This window comes from Vibrio sp., from assembly GCF_984391705.1.
The window spans coordinates 1-17,633 of record NZ_CFHWOM010000010.1; the positions used below are offsets into that span (position 1 = coordinate 1).

Annotated in this window: 16 protein-coding genes and 1 tRNA gene; 3 read left to right on the forward strand and 14 right to left on the reverse strand. The window is 44.9% G+C overall.

Translation table 11 applies throughout. The features are described 5' to 3' along the window. Positions 1-154: 154 nt before the first annotated feature. A tRNA-Tyr gene (locus AC4MRV_RS08755) sits at positions 155-239 on the reverse strand. Positions 240-507: 268 nt separating this feature from the next. On the opposite strand from AC4MRV_RS08755, the gene AC4MRV_RS08760 reads away from it, so the two are divergent. Beyond that, entirely contained in the window at positions 508-1,575 is a 1,068-nt protein-coding gene (locus AC4MRV_RS08760; RefSeq protein WP_491187047.1) for an efflux RND transporter periplasmic adaptor subunit, read from the forward strand. A 2-nt stretch (positions 1,576-1,577) separates the two neighbouring features. Beyond that, the gene (vexH, locus tag AC4MRV_RS08765; protein WP_491187048.1) at positions 1,578-4,700 is read left to right on the forward strand and encodes a vibriobactin export RND transporter permease subunit VexH; all 3,123 of its coding nucleotides are present in this window, start codon (positions 1,578-1,580) and stop codon (positions 4,698-4,700) included. A 54-nt stretch (positions 4,701-4,754) separates the two neighbouring features. Here vexH and AC4MRV_RS08770 read toward each other — a convergent pair whose 3' ends face one another. Next, positions 4,755-5,354, reverse strand: a complete 600-nt coding sequence (locus tag AC4MRV_RS08770) for a YitT family protein (protein WP_491187049.1) — start codon at positions 5,352-5,354, stop codon at positions 4,755-4,757. Positions 5,355-5,718: 364 nt separating this feature from the next. On the opposite strand from AC4MRV_RS08770, the gene glyA reads away from it, so the two are divergent. Then, positions 5,719-6,969 (forward strand): serine hydroxymethyltransferase, encoded by a 1,251-nt coding sequence (gene glyA / locus AC4MRV_RS08775; protein WP_491187050.1) that lies wholly within the window; start codon positions 5,719-5,721, stop codon positions 6,967-6,969. A 256-nt stretch (positions 6,970-7,225) separates the two neighbouring features. Here glyA and AC4MRV_RS08780 read toward each other — a convergent pair whose 3' ends face one another. The 12 genes from AC4MRV_RS08780 to AC4MRV_RS08835 form a co-directional block, all read right to left on the reverse strand. Next, entirely contained in the window at positions 7,226-7,552 is a 327-nt protein-coding gene (locus tag AC4MRV_RS08780; RefSeq protein ID WP_008081420.1) for a hypothetical protein, read from the reverse strand. Positions 7,553-7,695: 143 nt separating this feature from the next. After that, positions 7,696-8,661 (reverse strand): lipoyl synthase, encoded by a 966-nt coding sequence (lipA, locus tag AC4MRV_RS08785; protein ID WP_491187051.1) that lies wholly within the window; start codon positions 8,659-8,661, stop codon positions 7,696-7,698. A 24-nt stretch (positions 8,662-8,685) separates the two neighbouring features. Beyond that, complete coding sequence (gene lipB, locus AC4MRV_RS08790) at positions 8,686-9,339, reverse strand: lipoyl(octanoyl) transferase LipB (RefSeq protein ID WP_491187052.1); 654 nt, start codon at positions 9,337-9,339, stop codon at positions 8,686-8,688. A gap of 178 nt (positions 9,340-9,517) precedes the next feature. Further along, entirely contained in the window at positions 9,518-9,796 is a 279-nt protein-coding gene (ybeD, locus tag AC4MRV_RS08795; RefSeq protein WP_008081427.1) for a DUF493 family protein YbeD, read from the reverse strand. 140 nt (positions 9,797-9,936) lie between these two features. Then, the gene (locus tag AC4MRV_RS08800) at positions 9,937-11,115 is read right to left on the reverse strand and encodes a serine hydrolase (RefSeq protein WP_491187053.1); all 1,179 of its coding nucleotides are present in this window, start codon (positions 11,113-11,115) and stop codon (positions 9,937-9,939) included. 89 nt (positions 11,116-11,204) lie between these two features. Continuing rightward, positions 11,205-11,984, reverse strand: a complete 780-nt coding sequence (locus AC4MRV_RS08805) for a septal ring lytic transglycosylase RlpA family protein (protein WP_491187054.1) — start codon at positions 11,982-11,984, stop codon at positions 11,205-11,207. Position 11,985: 1 nt separating this feature from the next. Beyond that, the gene (gene rodA, locus AC4MRV_RS08810; RefSeq protein ID WP_491187055.1) at positions 11,986-13,107 is read right to left on the reverse strand and encodes a rod shape-determining protein RodA; all 1,122 of its coding nucleotides are present in this window, start codon (positions 13,105-13,107) and stop codon (positions 11,986-11,988) included. Next, the gene (gene mrdA / locus AC4MRV_RS08815) at positions 13,107-14,996 is read right to left on the reverse strand and encodes a penicillin-binding protein 2 (protein WP_491187056.1); all 1,890 of its coding nucleotides are present in this window, start codon (positions 14,994-14,996) and stop codon (positions 13,107-13,109) included. Before mrdA ends, rodA begins: the two co-directional genes overlap by 1 nt. 7 nt (positions 14,997-15,003) lie before the next feature. Then, complete coding sequence (gene rlmH, locus AC4MRV_RS08820) at positions 15,004-15,474, reverse strand: 23S rRNA (pseudouridine(1915)-N(3))-methyltransferase RlmH (protein ID WP_159738148.1); 471 nt, start codon at positions 15,472-15,474, stop codon at positions 15,004-15,006. Between the two features lie 3 nt (positions 15,475-15,477). Further along, positions 15,478-15,795: a ribosome silencing factor gene (gene rsfS, locus AC4MRV_RS08825; protein ID WP_491187057.1), complete on the reverse strand. Its 318-nt coding sequence runs from the start codon at positions 15,793-15,795 to the stop codon at positions 15,478-15,480. Between the two features lie 75 nt (positions 15,796-15,870). Beyond that, positions 15,871-16,884 (reverse strand): DNA polymerase III subunit delta, encoded by a 1,014-nt coding sequence (holA, locus tag AC4MRV_RS08830; protein WP_491187058.1) that lies wholly within the window; start codon positions 16,882-16,884, stop codon positions 15,871-15,873. 9 nt (positions 16,885-16,893) lie between these two features. Beyond that, on the reverse strand, positions 16,894-17,514 hold the full coding sequence (locus tag AC4MRV_RS08835; RefSeq protein WP_491187059.1) for an LPS-assembly lipoprotein LptE: 621 nt from the start codon (positions 17,512-17,514) through the stop codon (positions 16,894-16,896). Positions 17,515-17,633: the final 119 nt, after the last annotated feature.

Here is a 17,633-nt window from a genome sequence, read left to right on the forward strand (position 1 = left end):
GTGCCAGCAGATTTACAGTCTGATCCCTTTGGCCACTCGGGAACCCCTCCAGGGTATTTTTATCCTTAACTAATGTTTTCCCAACACGTTAATCAAGTGTTTCCCACAACTTATCAAAAGGTTGTTCACCTAAAGTAAGTCACAAGAATAAATATGGTGGAGGGGGACGGATTCGAACCATCGAAGGCAGTGCCAGCAGATTTACAGTCTGATCCCTTTGGCCACTCGGGAACCCCTCCAGGGTATTTTTATACTTAAGCTTTGTTTTCCCAACACAACTCTCAAGTGCGGAGCGAATCATAGCAAACTCGCTCAAGCTGTAAAGCGTTTTCTTATAATTTTGAATCGAATGGTGCCTTTTTGGGCAAAGGTGGCAGGAAATGACCATTAAGCTCAAACAATCAACGGCTTTGCTTACATAATATTTATTCCTCTTTACATTACTTGACGTTCCAGTTGCGTATAAAGGGATACAATAAACAGAGTTAATCTATGCAGAATACCAACATGAAAAACAAAATTGTTCTGAGTCTAATATCCTTGTCTATTATCGCCGCGTCGCCAAGTGTTTTGGCTAAGAGGCAAGGTCCATCATCTGTGACTGTTGTTACCGAGCAAGTGCAAACCCACCAAGTTTCTCAATCTCTTTCACTTGTCGGTAAGTTAGCGGCCGATCAATCCGTCATTATTGCACCTGAAATTGCTGGTAAGGTTGATGTGATCGCGGTTAAAGCAAATCAAGAGGTGAGCAAAGGCCAGCTCCTCGTTCAACTAGATGATGATAAAGCGCGAGCAGCCGTCGCGGAGGCACAAGCGTATCTCAAAGATGAGCAGCGTAAACTGAAAGAGTTTGAGCGATTAGTTAAGCGCAATGCAATTACGCAAACTGAAATTGATGCTCAGAAAGCAAGTGTAGACATTGCAAAAGCTCGCTTGGATGCCGCTAATGCAAACTTAAAGGACCTACATATCAGCGCACCTTTTGCCGGTACGGTGGGGCTTATTGATTTTAGCCGAGGAAAGCTTGTAAGTGCGGGCTCCGAACTATTGTCGCTTGATGACCTATCTGTGATGCAATTGGATTTGCAAGTGCCAGAGCGTTATTTGTCTCAGTTGAGTAAAGGGATGCAAGTAAAGGCGACAACGGCTGCATGGCAAGGTTTGGTTTTTGAAGGTGAAGTGGTCGGAATTGATTCGCGGATTAATCAAGAAACATTAAACCTCCGAGTTCGAATTCACTTTGAAAATAGAGAGCAAAAGTTAAAGCCTGGCATGTTAGTTTCTGCTGATATGGATTTCCCAGCGATTGAAGCTCCGATCATTCCGGTTCAAGCGCTTGAGTATTCCGGTACTAAACGATATGTGTACGTCGTCGGTGAAGACAATAAAGCCGTTCGAACCCAGGTGATTTTAGGTGCGCGCGTTGATAACTTAGTTGTGATTGAAGACGGATTGTCTATCGGTGACAAGATTGTCGTTCAAGGTATCGTCAATATGCGTAATGGCGTTACGGTCGCCGAACTAGGCAGCGATGGACGTCCCAAAGGCGAGCCAAATCATCAAGAGGGCAAGTAATCATGTTGCTCTCTGATGTGTCCGTAAAAAGACCAGTCGCAGCGCTAGTATTAAGCTTGCTGCTTTGCGTGTTTGGTATTGTTTCGTTCAGTAAGCTCGCTGTACGTGAGATGCCTGACATTGAAAGCCCTGTTGTATCGATCAGCACGCGTTATGAAGGGGCATCTGCCACCATCATTGAAAGCCAAATCACCTCAGTACTGGAAGACCAGTTATCGGGGATAAGCGGTATCGATGAAATCTCCTCGACAACCCGCAATAGTATGTCGCGGATTACGATTACCTTTGATTTAGGCTATGACTTAAATACAGGGGTAAGTGATGTTCGAGATGCCGTTGCCCGTGCCCAGCGCTCACTGCCTGATGAAGCTGATGACCCTGTTGTGTTTAAGAACAATGGTTCCGGAGAAGCCTCTCTCTACATTAACTTAAGCTCTTCTGAAATGGATCGCACTCAGCTTACTGATTATGTTGAGCGTGTCTTGATGGACCGCTTTAGCTTGATATCAGGTGTTAGCTCAGTGGATATTTCTGGCGGTTTGTACAAAGTGATGTACGTTAAGCTAAAGCCAGAGCAAATGGCAGGTCGAGGCGTCACCACATCCGACATTACTTCAGCATTACGCAGCGAAAATATTGAAAGCCCAGGGGGCGAAGTGCGTAATGACCAAATTGTTATGTCGGTACGCACGGCGCGCAGCTATAACCAAGCCGAAGATTTCGAATACTTGGTGGTTAAGCGTGCCAGTGATAATTCGCCAATCTATTTAAGAGATGTGGCAGACGTATACATAGGAGCGGAAAACGAAAATTCCACTTTCAAAAGTGATGGCGTAGTCAATGTGAGTATGGGGATAGTGCCTCAATCTGATGCGAACCCACTGGAAGTTGCAGATCGAGTTCACGCGGAAGTAAAGAGCATTCAGCAATTTTTGCCGGAGGGAACTCGTTTAGCTATCGATTATGACTCTACAGTGTTTATCGAGCGCTCGATTGCCGAAGTATATAGCACACTCTTTATTACTGGCGGATTGGTGATTCTCGTCCTGTACATCTTTATTGGTCAAGTCAGGGCAACTCTGATTCCTGCGGTGACTGTGCCAGTATCCTTAATTTCCTCTTTCATTGCTGCGTATTACTTTGGCTTTTCAATTAACCTGATCACCTTGATGGCATTGATTCTATCAATCGGTCTGGTTGTCGATGATGCGATCGTTGTCGTCGAGAACATTTTCCACCACATCGAAAATGGTGAAAAGCCGCTGCTCGCTGCGTACAAAGGCACGCGAGAGGTAGGTTTTGCGGTGATCGCCACTACGCTGGTTTTAGTAATGGTCTTCCTACCGATATCCTTTATGGATGGTATGGTCGGTCTCTTGTTTACTGAGTTCTCAGTATTACTGGCAATGTCGGTTATCTTCTCATCTTTGATTGCCTTGACGCTAACTCCGGTTCTGGGGAGCAAGCTTCTAAAAGCTAACGTAAAACCGAACCGCTTTAACCTGTTTATTGACCGTATGTTTGGCCATCTTGAATCAGGTTACCGTAAAGTTCTAAAAGCGGCACTGAAATGGAAATGGGCTGCGCCACTTGTCATCCTTGCTTGTATTGGCGGTAGTTGGGGGTTAATGCAGCAAGTGCCAGCGCAGCTCACACCATCGGAAGACCGGGGAGTAATCTTTGCTTTTGTTCGTGGCGCTGATGCGACCAGTTATAACCGCATGTCGGCGAATATGGATATTGTTGAAGAGCGCTTGATGCCTTTGCTTGGTCAAGGTTTCTTGAAATCATTCAGTATTCAGTCGCCTGCCTTTGGCGGTAACGCAGGTGACCAAACGGGCTTCGTTATCATGATCTTAGAGGACTGGAATGACCGTGATGTCACTGCGCAGCAGGCGCTTGGCCAAGTCCGTAAGGCGTTGGCTGGTATCCCTGATGTTCGCGTCTTCCCATTCATGCCCGGTTTCCGAGGTGGTTCGAGTGAGCCGGTTCAATTTGTCTTAGGCGGTAGTGATTACCCAGAGTTAAAACAATGGGCGGAAAAATTGGAGCGATTAGCGGAAGAGTCGCCTTATATGGAAGGTGCAGACATCAATTACTCCGAAAAAACGCCTGAGTTAGTCGTCACAGTGGATAAGCAGCGCGCAGCAGAGCTGGGTATTCGAGTCTCGGATATTTCCGACACGCTTGAGATTATGCTTGGTGGTAAGAGTGAAACTACGTTTGTCGAACGTGGTGAAGAGTACGATGTTTATCTGCGAGGTGATGAAGATAGCTTTAATAACGCCGCTGATCTGAGCCAAATCTACATGCGCACTGCTTCTGGCGAGTTAGTCACTCTTGATGCCGTGACTAAGATTGAAGAGGTGGCTTCATCCATTCGTCTTTCGCACTACAACAAGCAAAAGGCGATTACGATTACGGCCAACTTATCCGATGGCTACACGCTTGGCGAAGCTCTCGACTTTTTAGATCAGCAAGCGATTGAGTTACTTCCGGGGGATATTTCCGTCAGCTACTCCGGAGAATCGAAAGATTACAAAGAGAATCAATCGAGCATTTTAGTGGTCTTTGCTTTGGCTCTGTTGGTTGCGTACTTGGTTCTTGCTGCTCAATTTGAAAGCTTTATTAACCCGCTGGTGGTGATGTTCACGGTTCCTATGGGCGTGTTTGGTGGATTCCTTGGATTATTCTTGATGGGGCAGGGGCTCAACATCTATAGCCAAATCGGTATGATCATGCTGATAGGTATGGTGACCAAAAATGGTATTTTAATCGTTGAGTTTGCTAACCAACTTCGTGATAGAGGTATCGAGTTTGAAAAAGCAATTGTAGATGCATCGGCTCGCCGTTTGCGTCCAATCATGATGACTGCGTTTACGACACTGGCGGGGGCGATTCCTTTGATTGTGTCTACTGGAGCAGGCTATGAAAGCCGAGTGGCTGTCGGTACTGTGATTTTCTTCGGTATGGCTTTTGCCACGCTAGTTACTCTGTTCGTTATTCCTGCTATGTACCGCTTGATTTCGGCAAGTACACAATCACCAGGTCATGTAGAAGCAGAGCTAAACAAAGAGCTCAGCCATGACGTGAAAGCGCGAACCTCTCATGGAGAATTGAGTTAAAAAGAAAAGGGTTGATGCTGATGCATCAACCCTTAATTTTATGAGCGGTAGTTACTAGCCGTAATTCACGGAGTAGCGAGTTGGTTTATGGTTCATTGCCAGTACAAGGTTTAGAGCAATAGCGCCAAGAATCGATAGACCAATGACTTCTGGTGAAACGAAGAAGCAAGAGGCAACTAAGATACAAAAGTCGATGGCTAGCTGAGATTTACCCACCGAAATGCCAAACTTGTCTTGAATAAATAGACACAAAACGTTGAATCCACCTAAGCTCGAACGATGGCGGAATAAAATCAACATGCCTAATCCCATCAGTAGTCCACCTGCAACTGCGCAGTACACTTCATTAATGGTATCTAAGCTAATCACTAGGTAGAGGTGGTCGGCAAAAATAGAGACTAAAGCACCGGAAACGGCACTATTAAACGCAAATCGTGCCCCAAAGCGCTTCCAGGCCAATAAATAGAATGGACAGTTAGCAATAAAATAAAGCGTACCGAATGAAATCGATACAAATTGGCTAACTAATAATGCTAAGCCCGTAGTTCCGCCAGTCAGTAAAGAAGCGGATTGTAAGAAGAAGACACCTTGAGCGACTAAAAATGTGCCAGTAAGAATTGCGACCCAGTCTTCTTTTCTTGAGTGTTTTTCCATCAATTTGAAATTTAACCAGTAAATAATGGCGTGCATACTATTTAAAAAATAAGGATTTCGGTAGCTTGAGAGGCAAATTTAAGGTAAACCTATGTAATTATCGTTTTACGGGGTGTAAAGGATAGATTTGACACTTGTCTCAGTGAGAGGCGTAAAAAGTGTCAACATGACGATCCTTGTAATTCATTATGAAAAAACTGCATGAGAAAAAATTCAATTTTCTCTTTATGACCCAGATCAAATTATGTAGAATGCGCGTCATTAGCTTAATGCAAACGTTTGCGTCGGTTAAAAACGTCGGTATTGAGGTCAGAAATCAGTTTTTTTGCAATTTTTAAGTCTTAATCTGAGTCAGGAGATACAGATGCTAAAGCGTGATATGAACATCGCAGATTACGATGCGGAACTGTTCGCAGCAATCCAAGAAGAAACTCTTCGCCAGGAAGAACACATTGAACTTATCGCTTCTGAGAACTACACAAGCCCACGTGTAATGGAAGCTCAAGGTTCTCAGCTAACTAACAAGTACGCTGAAGGTTACCCAGGCAAGCGCTACTACGGTGGTTGTGAGTACGTTGATAAAGCAGAAGCTCTTGCTATCGATCGTGCATGTGAGCTTTTCGGTTGTGAATACGCAAACGTACAGCCACACTCTGGTTCTCAAGCAAACAGCGCTGTTTACATGGCTCTTCTGAATCCAGGCGACACAGTTCTAGGCATGAGCCTAGCGCACGGTGGTCACCTGACTCACGGTTCACCAGTAAACTTCTCTGGTAAGCACTACAACGTAATTCCTTACGGTATCGATGAAGCTGGCCAAATCAACTACGATGAAATGGAGCAACTTGCCCTAGAGCACAAACCAAAGATGATCATCGGTGGTTTCTCAGCTTACTCTCAAATCGTAGATTGGGCTCGCATGCGTGAAATCGCAGACAAAGCAGGTGCTTGGCTATTCGTAGATATGGCGCACGTAGCGGGTCTTATCGCTGCAGGTGTTTACCCAACACCAGTACCACACGCGCACGTTGTGACAACAACAACGCACAAAACACTAGCAGGCCCACGTGGTGGTTTAATCCTGTCTAACGCTGGCGAAGAGATGTACAAGAAGCTGAACTCAGCAGTATTCCCTGGCGGTCAAGGTGGTCCACTAATGCACGTTATCGCTGGTAAAGCAGTGGCGTTCAAAGAAGCAATGGAACCTGAGTTCAAAGAGTACCAAGCTCGCGTAGTTAAGAATGCAAAAGCGATGGTTGCTCAGTTCCAAGAGCGTGGTTACAAAATCGTATCTAACGGTACTGAAAACCACTTGTTCCTAGTCGACCTAATCGACAAAGATATTACAGGTAAAGATGCAGATGCGGCACTAGGCGCAGCAAACATCACTGTAAACAAGAACTCAGTTCCAAACGATCCACGTAGCCCATTCGTTACTTCAGGTATCCGTGTAGGTTCTCCAGCAATCACTCGCCGCGGTTTCACTGAAGAAGATGCGAAAGAGTTAGCGAACTGGATGTGTGACGTTCTAGATAACATCGGCAACGAGGAAGTTATCGAAGCAACGAAAGCGAAAGTACTCGAGATCTGTAAGCGTCTACCAGTTTATGCTTAATTTTTCTTCGTAGAGTGAACGAACTTCTGTGTCGCACATACTCATTTGCTAGCGCAAACTCCGTGTGAGCTCCTTGAATTTCGTCCATCTACTTTGAAACTATTTTGAAAGGGCTCATTGAGCCCTTTTTTGATCTTGGTTTTTTGTCATTCCATAGAGTGACGAAGGAGCGAGTAGGGAATCTCTTGAAGATGATACATAAAACAAAAAGGGCTGATGTTTTTACATCAACCCTTTCAGTAATGGTGTACCGAGCTTATTTTGAAATGCTCAGTAATGTTCCTGATTTGCACTTGAACGAGTAGTATTTTCTGCTCTCGTTAAATTTACCTAGACCTTCTCCGTCACAGTAGTCGATATTAATATCGCGCATGGTTTCTAGCGTATCTTCACTTGTTAGAGCGAATTTAGAGCCGTCTGAACAAACGATTCTTACACGACCATCATCACTGACGGAGTAGATATCTACTTCAGTGTTACAAAGCTCAAAAGAAGCTTCACGAAAATTATCTTGCTTTGTATTTGAAGCGCAGCCTACTGAAAGTGCAGCGAGAGCGATTGCAGCTAATCCCAACTTTTTCATATTTGATCCTTGGAAAGATTACCTTATTCTAGGTTTTGTAATAGTCATAGACTAAGCCTATAGAAGAGCTCTGTCTCATTCAAGATTCCATAAAAAAAAGGCTGACTTATTCAGTCAGCCTTTCGACAATATGAGTACTTCAATTAGCTTACTTCTACACCTTGTGCTTGAAGGTCGGCGTGGTATGAAGAACGTACAAATGGACCACATGCTGCATGTGTAAAGCCAAGCTCAAGTGCGATCTCTTTTAGTTCATCAAACTCTGAAGGTGGTACGTAACGCTCAACCGGTAAGTGGTGACGACTTGGCGCTAAGTATTGACCTAAAGTCAGCATAGTCACGCCGTGCTCACGAAGATCTTTCAGTACTTGGACGATTTCTTCTTTGGTCTCACCTAAGCCCATCATGATGCCAGACTTAGTTGGGATATCAGGGTGCTGCTCTTTGAACTTTTTCAGTAGATCCAAAGACCATTTGTAGTTCGCGCCAGGGCGTGCTTTACGATACAAGCGTGGGGCTGTCTCTAGGTTATGGTTAAAGACATCTGGTGGATTGTCTTTAAGAAGCTCAAGTGCGACATCCATACGACCACGGAAGTCAGGGACCAAAGTTTCAATTTTGATGTGCGGGTTTAGCTCACGGATTTCACGGTTACAGTCAGCAAAGTGCTTAGCACCACCATCACGGAGATCGTCGCGGTCAACCGAAGTAATAACCACATATTTTAGCTTCATGTCTTGGATGGTTTTTGCCAGCTTTTTCGGCTCTTCCGCTTCTGGCGCCAGAGGGCGGCCATGAGCAACATCACAGAATGGACAGCGACGGGTACAGATTGCACCTAGGATCATAAAGGTAGCAGTACCGTGGTTGAAACATTCAGCAAGGTTAGGGCATGAGGCTTCTTCACAAACTGAGTGCAGATTGTTTTTACGCATCGCAGACTTAATGTCCTGAATACGTTGACTATCTGCTGGTAGCTTGATTTTCATCCAGTCAGGTTTACGCAGAACTTCTTTCTGTTCGGTTGGCATATTTTTTACTGGAATCAATGCCATTTTGTCAGCGTCGCGGTACTTAACGCCTTTTTCCATTTGGATTGGTTTACTCATGCTTCTTTTGCTTCTCTTTACTTCTTATCGTACAGAAGGAGCTTCTGTGCTGAATTCTACTTGCTCGTAACCTAGCAGAGTCACAAGTTCATCGACTAATGTCTTTTCTACTTGCTCTAGATCTTTTGGTCCACCCAATTGGCTCACCTGAACCATTTCCATTCCGGCATAACCACAAGGGTTAATGCGTAAGAATGGGCTGAGATCCATGTTTACATTTAATGCTAGACCATGGAATGAGCAGCCTTTACGGATTCTTAGCCCTAGAGAGCAGATTTTTTTACCGTCGACATAGACGCCAGGAGCGTCAGGTCTTGCTGCTGATTCGATATTGTAATGCTTAAGAGTGCTGATCACGAGGTTCTCAATATGAGTAACGAGATCGCGAACGCCCAATTTTTTACGACGAAGGTTAATCAAAAAGTAAGCTACTAGCTGGCCTGGGCCATGGTAGGTTACTTGGCCACCACGGTCACTTTGGACTACCGGTATATCACCTGTGTTTAAAAGGTGCTCAGCTTTGCCTGCTTGCCCTTGAGTAAAAACTGGGTTGTGCTCTACAAGCCAAATTTCATCGCTGGTTTCTTCAGTTCGGGTATCAGTAAAGTCATGCATCGCTTGCCAGATTGGCTGGTAATCCTGCCGACCTAGATACTTCACTACAAGCTGGTTTTGCATCGCTGATCCTATCGTCGAGTCATAAAGTTGAAAGATTATAAACTGGATCCACAGAATCAACTATATACCAGTAACACATTTTTAACCCTAGAGATTCTGCAGGATTATTATCTATCTGATATCTAAAAAGAAAGCAGCTTTCGCTGCTTTCAAAAAAAATTGAATAACTCAAAAAATATTATAGAACCATGCGAACAATATCGATCTCACCTAGCTCTTTGTAGAGAGTTTCAACTTGCTCAATCGAAGTCGCGGTGATGTTTACCGACACTGAGTGGTAGTTGCCCTTTGCACTAGGTTTTACAACTGGGCTGTAATCGCCTGGAGCATGACGTTGGATTACTTCAAGAACCTTTTCTGGTAGTTCAGGTTTTGCATAACCCATTACTTTGTAGGTAAATGAGCATGGGAACTCTAGCAGGTCTTTCAGTTTTGCATCTGAGTTAATAGTCAGCATAGGACACTCCAAGTTGAACAGATTTTTTAGCAGCGCGGAATAGTACTGCTAATAACGTTAAATCTCAATACATCAGCGATGAAGCCAATGTGATAAAAAAAGCCGCTATTAAGCGGCTTTTTCGATGAATTCGTTATGAATTACAGGAAGCTCTTAAACAGCATTACGATGTAATCCCATAGACGACTAAACAGACTACCTTCTTCTACGTCTTCAAGAGCAAGAAGTGGGTACTGTGCGACATCTTCGCCTTCTAGTTGATAGTATAGCTTACCAACTACGTCACCTTTACTAATTGGGGCTTCTAGCTCTTTTTCAAGTACGAAGCTAGCTTTTAGGTTTTTAGCTTGGCCACGAGGCAGTGTTACGTATGTATCTTGGTCAAGACCTAGAGCAACCATATCTTTGTCACCCATCCAGATCTTCTCTTCAACAAAGGTTTCACCTGCTTTGTGTGGTGCAACTGTTTCAAAGAAGCGGAAGCCGTAGCTTAGTAGCTTTTTACTTTCTGACTTACGAGCATTCGCATTCTTAGTACCCATTACTACAGCAACTAAGCGCATTTTACCTTCGGTTGCTGAGCTTACTAGGCTGTAACCTGCATTACTTGTGTGGCCTGTTTTGATGCCGTCAACGTTCATGCTCTTATCCCAAAGTAGACCGTTACGGTTGTACTGGGTAATGCCGTTGTAAGTGTATTTCTTCTCAGAGTAGATTCGGTACTCGTCTGGCACGTCTCGGATAAGAGCGCTGCCAAGAAGTGCCATGTCGTATGGCGTAGAGTACAGATCTGGATTGTCTAGACCGTGCACGTTAGCAAAGTGCGTGTCTTTCATGCCAATGGTATCAGCCCACGCGTTCATCAGATCAACAAATGCATCTTCAGAACCAGCGATGTGTTCAGCCATTGCCACACAAGCATCGTTGCCTGATTGAATGATAATGCCGCGGTTTAAGTCTTCAACTTTAACGGTCGTACCAACTTCAATGAACATCTTTGAAGAGTCCGGGAAGTTTTTCGCCCAAGCGTTTTTGCTTATGGTGACATCGTCTTGAAGTGAGATATTGCCGCGCTCAAGCTCTTGGCCGATGACGTAACTGGTCATCATTTTGGTCAAGCTTGCTGGAGACAACTTAGTGTTCATCTCTTTTTCGGCAAGAACTTTGCCTGAATGGAAATCCATCAGCACATAGCCTTTAGCAGCAATTTGTGGTGCATCTGGAACAACAATTGGCGTCGCGAAAGTAGAAGTTGCGAAAGTTGCAGAAAGCGCAATAGAAGACGCAAAAACGGATTTAATTAGCGTTGTTTTTTTCATATTGACTACAGGTTTATCTTTAACTGTCCATATCTTAACAGAATCACTCTTCCAAGCTAGTGTCGTTGCATTAGCTTGGAGGATTAACTCTACAAGGATTTAATAAATGCACTTGGATAGCCAAGTGTTTTTACTTGTTCTAATGTTTTTTGAGTTTGCATGTAGTCATTGAAAGGTCCAAGAAGTACTCGGTGGACGTTTTTCTCTGAGCCTACATAACTCTCTACCGCAAGCTTTTGACCTAAGTCTTGCGCTAAAGTTCGCACTCGTTCGGGATGTTGTGACGAAGCTACTTGTACCACGAATTTTGGTAATGCTTGCTGTTTATGCGCTTCGGTCGGTTTGTCGACTTTAATCACGCGTATCGAGACATTAGCCGTTCCGGTTTTTATCACATCCAACTTGGTTGCGGCCGCGTAGCTAAGGTCAATAACACGACCTGGGTGAAATGGACCTCGGTCATTGACTCGAACGATCGTTGTTTTGCCGTTGTCTTTGTTGGTCACTTCAACATAGCTAGGTAATGGCAGCGTTTTGTGTGCCGCTGTCATGGAGTACATGTCATAGATTTCGCCATTAGAAGTAAGGTGACCATGGAATTTTTTACCGTACCACGATGCAATGCCTTCTTCGCTAAACCCTGTTGAGTCTTTAACTATCTTATAGTGATTGCCACGCAGGGTGTAATCCTTGTTGCCGCCTAAACTATAGGGTTCATACTGTGGAACCGCATCTTCAATGTGGTCGACAGAGATTGGTTTCTCCGGTGCGACATCATCATCAATCGAGTAGCGCTTAGATGGTGATGATGAACAACCCGCCAGAATGATACTCGTGCATGCGAACGCCAGCAGTGATTTGTTTTTCATATTATGTTGCCTTAGAAAACGCTTTTCTGTGGGTGTGTATAGACATCAGGATGCCGAAGCCTGCCATTAATGTCACCATTGATGTGCCGCCGTAGCTGATTAGCGGTAAAGGCACCCCAACAACCGGAAGAATACCGCTCACCATACCAATGTTTACGAATACGTAAACGAAGAAGCTTAAAACGATACTGCCTGCCATCATGCGTCCAAAAGCCGTTTGAGCTTTGCTGGCCAGATATAAGCCGCGTCCAATGATGTAAAGGTAGATGCTGAGCAGAGCTAGAATGCCAATTAAGCCCCATTCTTCAGCAATTACTGCAAAAATAAAGTCAGTGTGGCGTTCTGGCAGGAACTCTAATTGTGATTGAGTTCCTTGCAACCAACCCTTACCCGCAAGTCCACCAGAACCAATAGCTATTTTACTCTGAATGATGTGATAACCTGCGCCAAGTGGATCTGACTCTGGGTTAAATAGAGTTCTTACGCGTACTTTTTGATACTCGCGCATCAAGAAGAACCAAAGAATAGGTAAGAAAGCACCGAGACCACAGGCTGCAGCAAAGATGATTTTCCAGCTAATACCGGCGAGGAAAATAACAAAGATGCCTGACGCAGCGATAAGGATTGATGTACCCAAATCCGGTTGTTTTGCAATTAGGATCGTCGGAACAAAAACCATCACTAACGAAAGAACTAAAGTCTGGAACGTTGGCGGCAGGGCTCGTTTACCTATATAGCGCGCTATCATCAAAGGTACCGCTAGTTTGAGTAGTTCGGATGGCTGGAAGCGAACAAAACCGAGATTCAACCAGCGCTGTGCACCTTTAGAGGCTTCACCAAAGAAGAGTACCCCGAGCAATAGCATGATACCGCCAGCAAACATTAATGGCGCAAGGCTTTCGTACGTGCGTGGAGGAATTTGAGCAAGAAAGAACATCACGCCCAGTGATAACCCCATACGCATTGCTTGGCGATCCATCATCGCGAGACTCTGACCACTCGCGCTGTACATCACGATAAGTCCGAACCCCATCAGTACTAGAATGCCGAGCAGTAGAGGCAAATCGATATGGAAGCGCTCAAATAGAGCTCGGTTCTGGCCAGTTGAAGGATCAAAATCCATTATTTATCAGCCTCTTTCTTTTCTACGAGTACATGGTCAAAGACACGGCGTACGACAGGGCCACCATTGCTGGAGCCACCACCTGCGTTTTCGAGGACGATGGTTACGACAATTTTGGGGTCTTCAATTGGGGCAAATCCAGTAAACAGAGCGTGATCTCTTAGGTGTTCCGCGATTTCGTCTGCGTTGTATTTTTCATCCTCACCTAGACCAAAGACCTGCGCTGTTCCTGATTTTCCTGCACTGACATATTCTGTGTTAACGAAAGATCTACGCGCGGTGCCTTTCTTACCGTGGTTTACTAGACGCATGCCTTCAATCGCCATATCCCAGTACTTTTCTTTTACACCTTCGATTGGTGGATAAGTATAGGTTTCCAGACCAGACAGCTCTTGTTTGTCAAAACGCTCACCATTCACAATGGTGGCACGTAATAAGTGTGGAGCAATGCGAGTACCACGGTTGACCAGCACCGACGTGGCTTTGGCAATTTGCATTGGTGTAGCGGTCCAATAGCCTTGGCCAATACCGACAGGGATAGTATCCCCTTGATACCAAGGCACACGGTGTCTAGCCATTTTCCATTCGCGAGTAGGCATGTTCGCTTTACTCTCTTCACGAATATCGATACCTGTGTAATCACCAAAACCAAACATCATCATCCAATTGGAGATCCTGTCGATACCCATGTCATAGGCAATTTGGTAGAAGAAGGTGTCGACTGACTCCTCAATAGATTTGACGATATCGACTTTACCGTGACCCCATGGAAGCCAGTCACGGAATGGACGAGTTTTAGAATTTGGAATTTTCCAATAACCCGGGTCGTTACGTGTGGTATATGGAGTGATAACGCCTTCCTGCAAAGCAGCAACCGCCATAAAAGGTTTGATTGTTGACGCAGGAGGGTAAATGCCTAATGTCGCGCGGTTCACCAGTGGGCGATCTTTGTCATTGAGCAGTGCTCGGTAAGCTTTTCCAGAAATACCATGGACAAAGGCATTGGGGTCGTAGCTAGGGCTCGATACCATAGCTAAGACTCCATTGTCTTTCGGGTCGAGTACAACAGCGCTACCCCGTCGGTCCGCTAACAGTTCATGTATATAGAGCTGTAAGTCGATATCAAGGTTTAGAACGATGTCTTTACCTGGTACTGGTGGTACATACTTAAGTGTTCGAATGATGCGACCACGGCTATTGACTTCGACTTCTTGATAGCCAGCGGTGCCATGTAATAGGTCTTCATAGTAGCGTTCGATACCTAGTTTTCCGATATCACGCGTAGCTTGATAGTTGGCATCTTTTTCTTCGCGGATCAGTCGCTGCATATCTCTGTCATTAATACGAGATACGTAACCAATGACGTGAGTGAGCACTTCACCATACGGGTAATGACGCTTGAGCGCTGCATTGACCGACACGCCAGGGAATTTATGCTGGTTGACGGAAAATTTTGCGACTTGTTCCGGAGTGAGCTGGGTCAAGATTGGGACGGACTTAAAGCGGCGCGTTTGACGACGTTCTTTTTTGAAGCGTTCAACTTGCTCTGGGGTTATGGTCAAGATTTCTTGCAGGTTCGCAATGGTCTCATCCATGTCCTTAATTTTTTCTGGCGTGATTTCTAAGCTAAAAACCGGTCGGTTTTCTGCCAGTAATTGGCCATTGCGGTCGTAGATCAAGCCGCGGTTTGGTGCGATAGGTACAACTTTGATACGGTTGTCGTTTGAGCGCGTTTTGTAGTCTTGGAACTGGTTAACTTGAATATTGTACAAGTTCGTTACCAGAAGCCCCATCATGGTAACTATGCCCATAAAAGCGACAATAGCACGACTTTTAAATAGTCGTGCTTCTTCTTGATAGTCCCTTATTTGGGAGCGCTTCCGTAACATGGATAGATTATTCTCGGTGGTATGGGTGGTTGGCAGTAATGCTCCACGCTCGGTATAAACTTTCCGCCATCACAATACGGACTAGAGGGTGAGGTAAAGTTAGTGCTGATAGAGACCAACTCTGGTCGGCAGCTGCTTTACATGCAGGAGCGAGACCTTCTGGGCCACCAATCAAAATAGACACATCCCTTGCGTCAAGCTTCCAACTTTCAAGCTGTTCGGCAAGTTGCGGCGTATCCCATTTTTTCCCAGGAATATCTAGCGTAACAATTCGATTGCCTTTTGGCACGGCTGCAAGCATAGCTTCGCCTTCTTTTTGCAGAATCCTTGCAATGTCGGCGTTTTTCCCACGCTTTCCTGCTGGAATTTCAATCAGTTCCAGTGGCATGTCATGAGGGAAGCGGCGTTTGTACTCTTGAAAACCTTCTTCCACCCACTTTGGCATTTTTGTGCCTACGGCAATCAATTGTAGTTTCATTGCTTAGCCCCAAAGCTTCTCTAATTGATAAAGCTCACGTTGCTCTTCTTGCATAACATGGAGGATAGTTGTGCCCATATCTAGAACAACCCATTCACCTTCCGCTTCGCCATCAATACCTAAAGGTACGATACCTGCTAATTTAGACTCTTTAGCCACGTGATCTGCGATTGATGATACGTGACGCTTTGAAGTTCCCGTACAGATAATCATGTAGTCAGTAATGCTTGATTTACCTTGAACATCAATAGTTTTGATGTCTTGAGCTTTCATATCATCGGCTTTGTCTACTAAGAAATCATTCAGTTCTTCAAGTTGCAAGGTGTTGTCCTCGTTAGTTCAATTTGGTTCTTATATGGGGCTCTCCCCAAAAGGCGGCGCAGTATATCACGCTTTTTATAGCTTCACCTGAGGTAAGCACATTTGAGTACTTAACTGGTGTAATAGTGGCCAACTGGATTGGTCGTATTGAGTTTTGGTCAATATTTCAATCTTGGCTAACAGTTGTAAAAGCTCGCTTACGTTAGCGATAGATAATCGGTTTAAGGCAGCAGAGTAGAGCGGGCGCTTAGATTGCCAGATTCTGTAAGACTCAAACACTCGATTAATTGGCTCAGTTTGCATCATCTGCAGCATGGCAAGGAGTTGGGACAATTCTTTTTGAATGGTCCGAGCGAGAATAACAATCTCAATTCCCTCAGCTTCGAGTTGACGCATAATGCGTTGGGAACGATTTGCTTTACCTGCGAGTAATGCGTCAATCCAGTGGAAAGCCGTAAAATGGTTATGGCGGCTGAGGGACTCTTCTAATCGAATTAAATTCAATTGCCCGTCGGGGTAGAGCAATGCCAATTTTTCCAAACTTTGCGTTAGCGCAAATAGATTGCCTTCATGCCACTGTGCCAGCATTTGGACCGCTTCTGGATCTGGCTTTAGATTGAGCGCACGACAGCGAGCTTGAACGAACTGAGGTAAACGCTGAATATCAGGTGTGAGGCAATTTACCCAGCAGCCATTTGTTGAAAGAGCTTTAAACCACTTGGCATTTTCTTGCGCTTTGGTGAGTTTGGTACCGATAACGACAAGAATGATGTCTTCGTGGAGTAAATCAGCGATCGCTAGCAACTCTTTGGCTATAGAGGCGTTAACCCCTGCTTCCGGAAGCTCTAACTCGATTATTTGGCGAGCAGAGAATAGGCTCATCGCTTGGCAACAGTCATAAACAACATTCCAGTCAAATGAGCTGTCTACCGCAAATCGGTGGCGTTCTTCAAAACCTTGGGAAAAGGCACTTTTTTGAATAGCTTGACGCGATTCCTGTAGGAGAAGAGGTTCATTGCCAAAAAGGAGGTAGGTTGGGTGGAGCTGCTTGTTCAGCTGCTCCAAAAGTCGATCGGCGAAAATGCGCATTAGTACCTCTTACTGACCTACTGAGTCAGTCGAAAAGGTTTTGATGCGATACTGTTCATCATCATCTTTTAATGACAATTCTTCTGCTTCATCATTGAGTTCATCGTGCTCGATATCTGCTCTCAATCGAGCCATCTGGCGAACAATTTGTGTTGCAGCAAGTTTACGCATTTCGTCTTCAATCATGTCACGCTCAACCGACTTTGCTAGTGCACTTAGCGGGTTATCTAGATAGCTTCGCGTTACACTGGTTGAATACGTCTTTGCACCAACTTCGGGAATGGTTACGCGATAAGAGGCTCGGAAGGTGATCTCTTTTTCTGCTGCTCGAGTGTTTTGGTATAAAGATAATGTACGCTCACCAACACCTTCACTTACTAGGTGAAGATTAGGTACGTTAGCTGCGGGTGGGACAATATCCACTTCACTCAGGCGCAGCTGACCTTTCATCATACGGGTAAAGGTGCTGTATGGGTCATAACTGGTCAGAGATAATGTATTGAGTTCATCAGGAACTGAGTAATCACCGCGTAGGTGAAAGCCACAACCAGCCAATAGGCTTGCAATGAGTACAACAGAAGTGAGCTTTGCAGTGGAATCAGAAAACAGGCGCAATACACGGCGAAACATAGATTAATAGCTCTCGGTTATGGGTTTACTTATCTTACTGCTCTATACAGTGATGACTGGTTAGAACTTTAAGATAAATAAAGCAGGGCAATGAGTTGCCCTGCTTATGACTTATTTAT

What these genes read in the sequence shown, in the direction of transcription:
- lipA (WP_491187051.1), bottom strand. Translation starts at nt 8,661, where the DNA reads ATGAGTAAACCAATCCAAATGGAAAAAGGCGTTAAGTACCGCGACGCT.
- AC4MRV_RS08760 (WP_491187047.1), top strand. Translation starts at nt 508, where the DNA reads ATGAAAAACAAAATTGTTCTGAGTCTAATATCCTTGTCTATTATCGCC.
- lipB (WP_491187052.1), bottom strand. Translation starts at nt 9,339, where the DNA reads ATGCAAAACCAGCTTGTAGTGAAGTATCTAGGTCGGCAGGATTACCAG.
- AC4MRV_RS08800 (WP_491187053.1), bottom strand. Translation starts at nt 11,115, where the DNA reads ATGAAAAAAACAACGCTAATTAAATCCGTTTTTGCGTCTTCTATTGCG.
- vexH (WP_491187048.1), top strand. Translation starts at nt 1,578, where the DNA reads ATGTTGCTCTCTGATGTGTCCGTAAAAAGACCAGTCGCAGCGCTAGTA.
- AC4MRV_RS08770 (WP_491187049.1), bottom strand. Translation starts at nt 5,354, where the DNA reads ATGGAAAAACACTCAAGAAAAGAAGACTGGGTCGCAATTCTTACTGGC.
- AC4MRV_RS08805 (WP_491187054.1), bottom strand. Translation starts at nt 11,984, where the DNA reads ATGAAAAACAAATCACTGCTGGCGTTCGCATGCACGAGTATCATTCTG.
- AC4MRV_RS08780 (WP_008081420.1), bottom strand. Translation starts at nt 7,552, where the DNA reads ATGAAAAAGTTGGGATTAGCTGCAATCGCTCTCGCTGCACTTTCAGTA.
- ybeD (WP_008081427.1), bottom strand. Translation starts at nt 9,796, where the DNA reads ATGCTGACTATTAACTCAGATGCAAAACTGAAAGACCTGCTAGAGTTC.
- glyA (WP_491187050.1), top strand. Translation starts at nt 5,719, where the DNA reads ATGCTAAAGCGTGATATGAACATCGCAGATTACGATGCGGAACTGTTC.
- rlmH (WP_159738148.1), bottom strand. Translation starts at nt 15,474, where the DNA reads ATGAAACTACAATTGATTGCCGTAGGCACAAAAATGCCAAAGTGGGTG.
- holA (WP_491187058.1), bottom strand. Translation starts at nt 16,884, where the DNA reads ATGCGCATTTTCGCCGATCGACTTTTGGAGCAGCTGAACAAGCAGCTC.
- mrdA (WP_491187056.1), bottom strand. Translation starts at nt 14,996, where the DNA reads ATGTTACGGAAGCGCTCCCAAATAAGGGACTATCAAGAAGAAGCACGA.
- AC4MRV_RS08835 (WP_491187059.1), bottom strand. Translation starts at nt 17,514, where the DNA reads ATGTTTCGCCGTGTATTGCGCCTGTTTTCTGATTCCACTGCAAAGCTC.
- rodA (WP_491187055.1), bottom strand. Translation starts at nt 13,107, where the DNA reads ATGGATTTTGATCCTTCAACTGGCCAGAACCGAGCTCTATTTGAGCGC.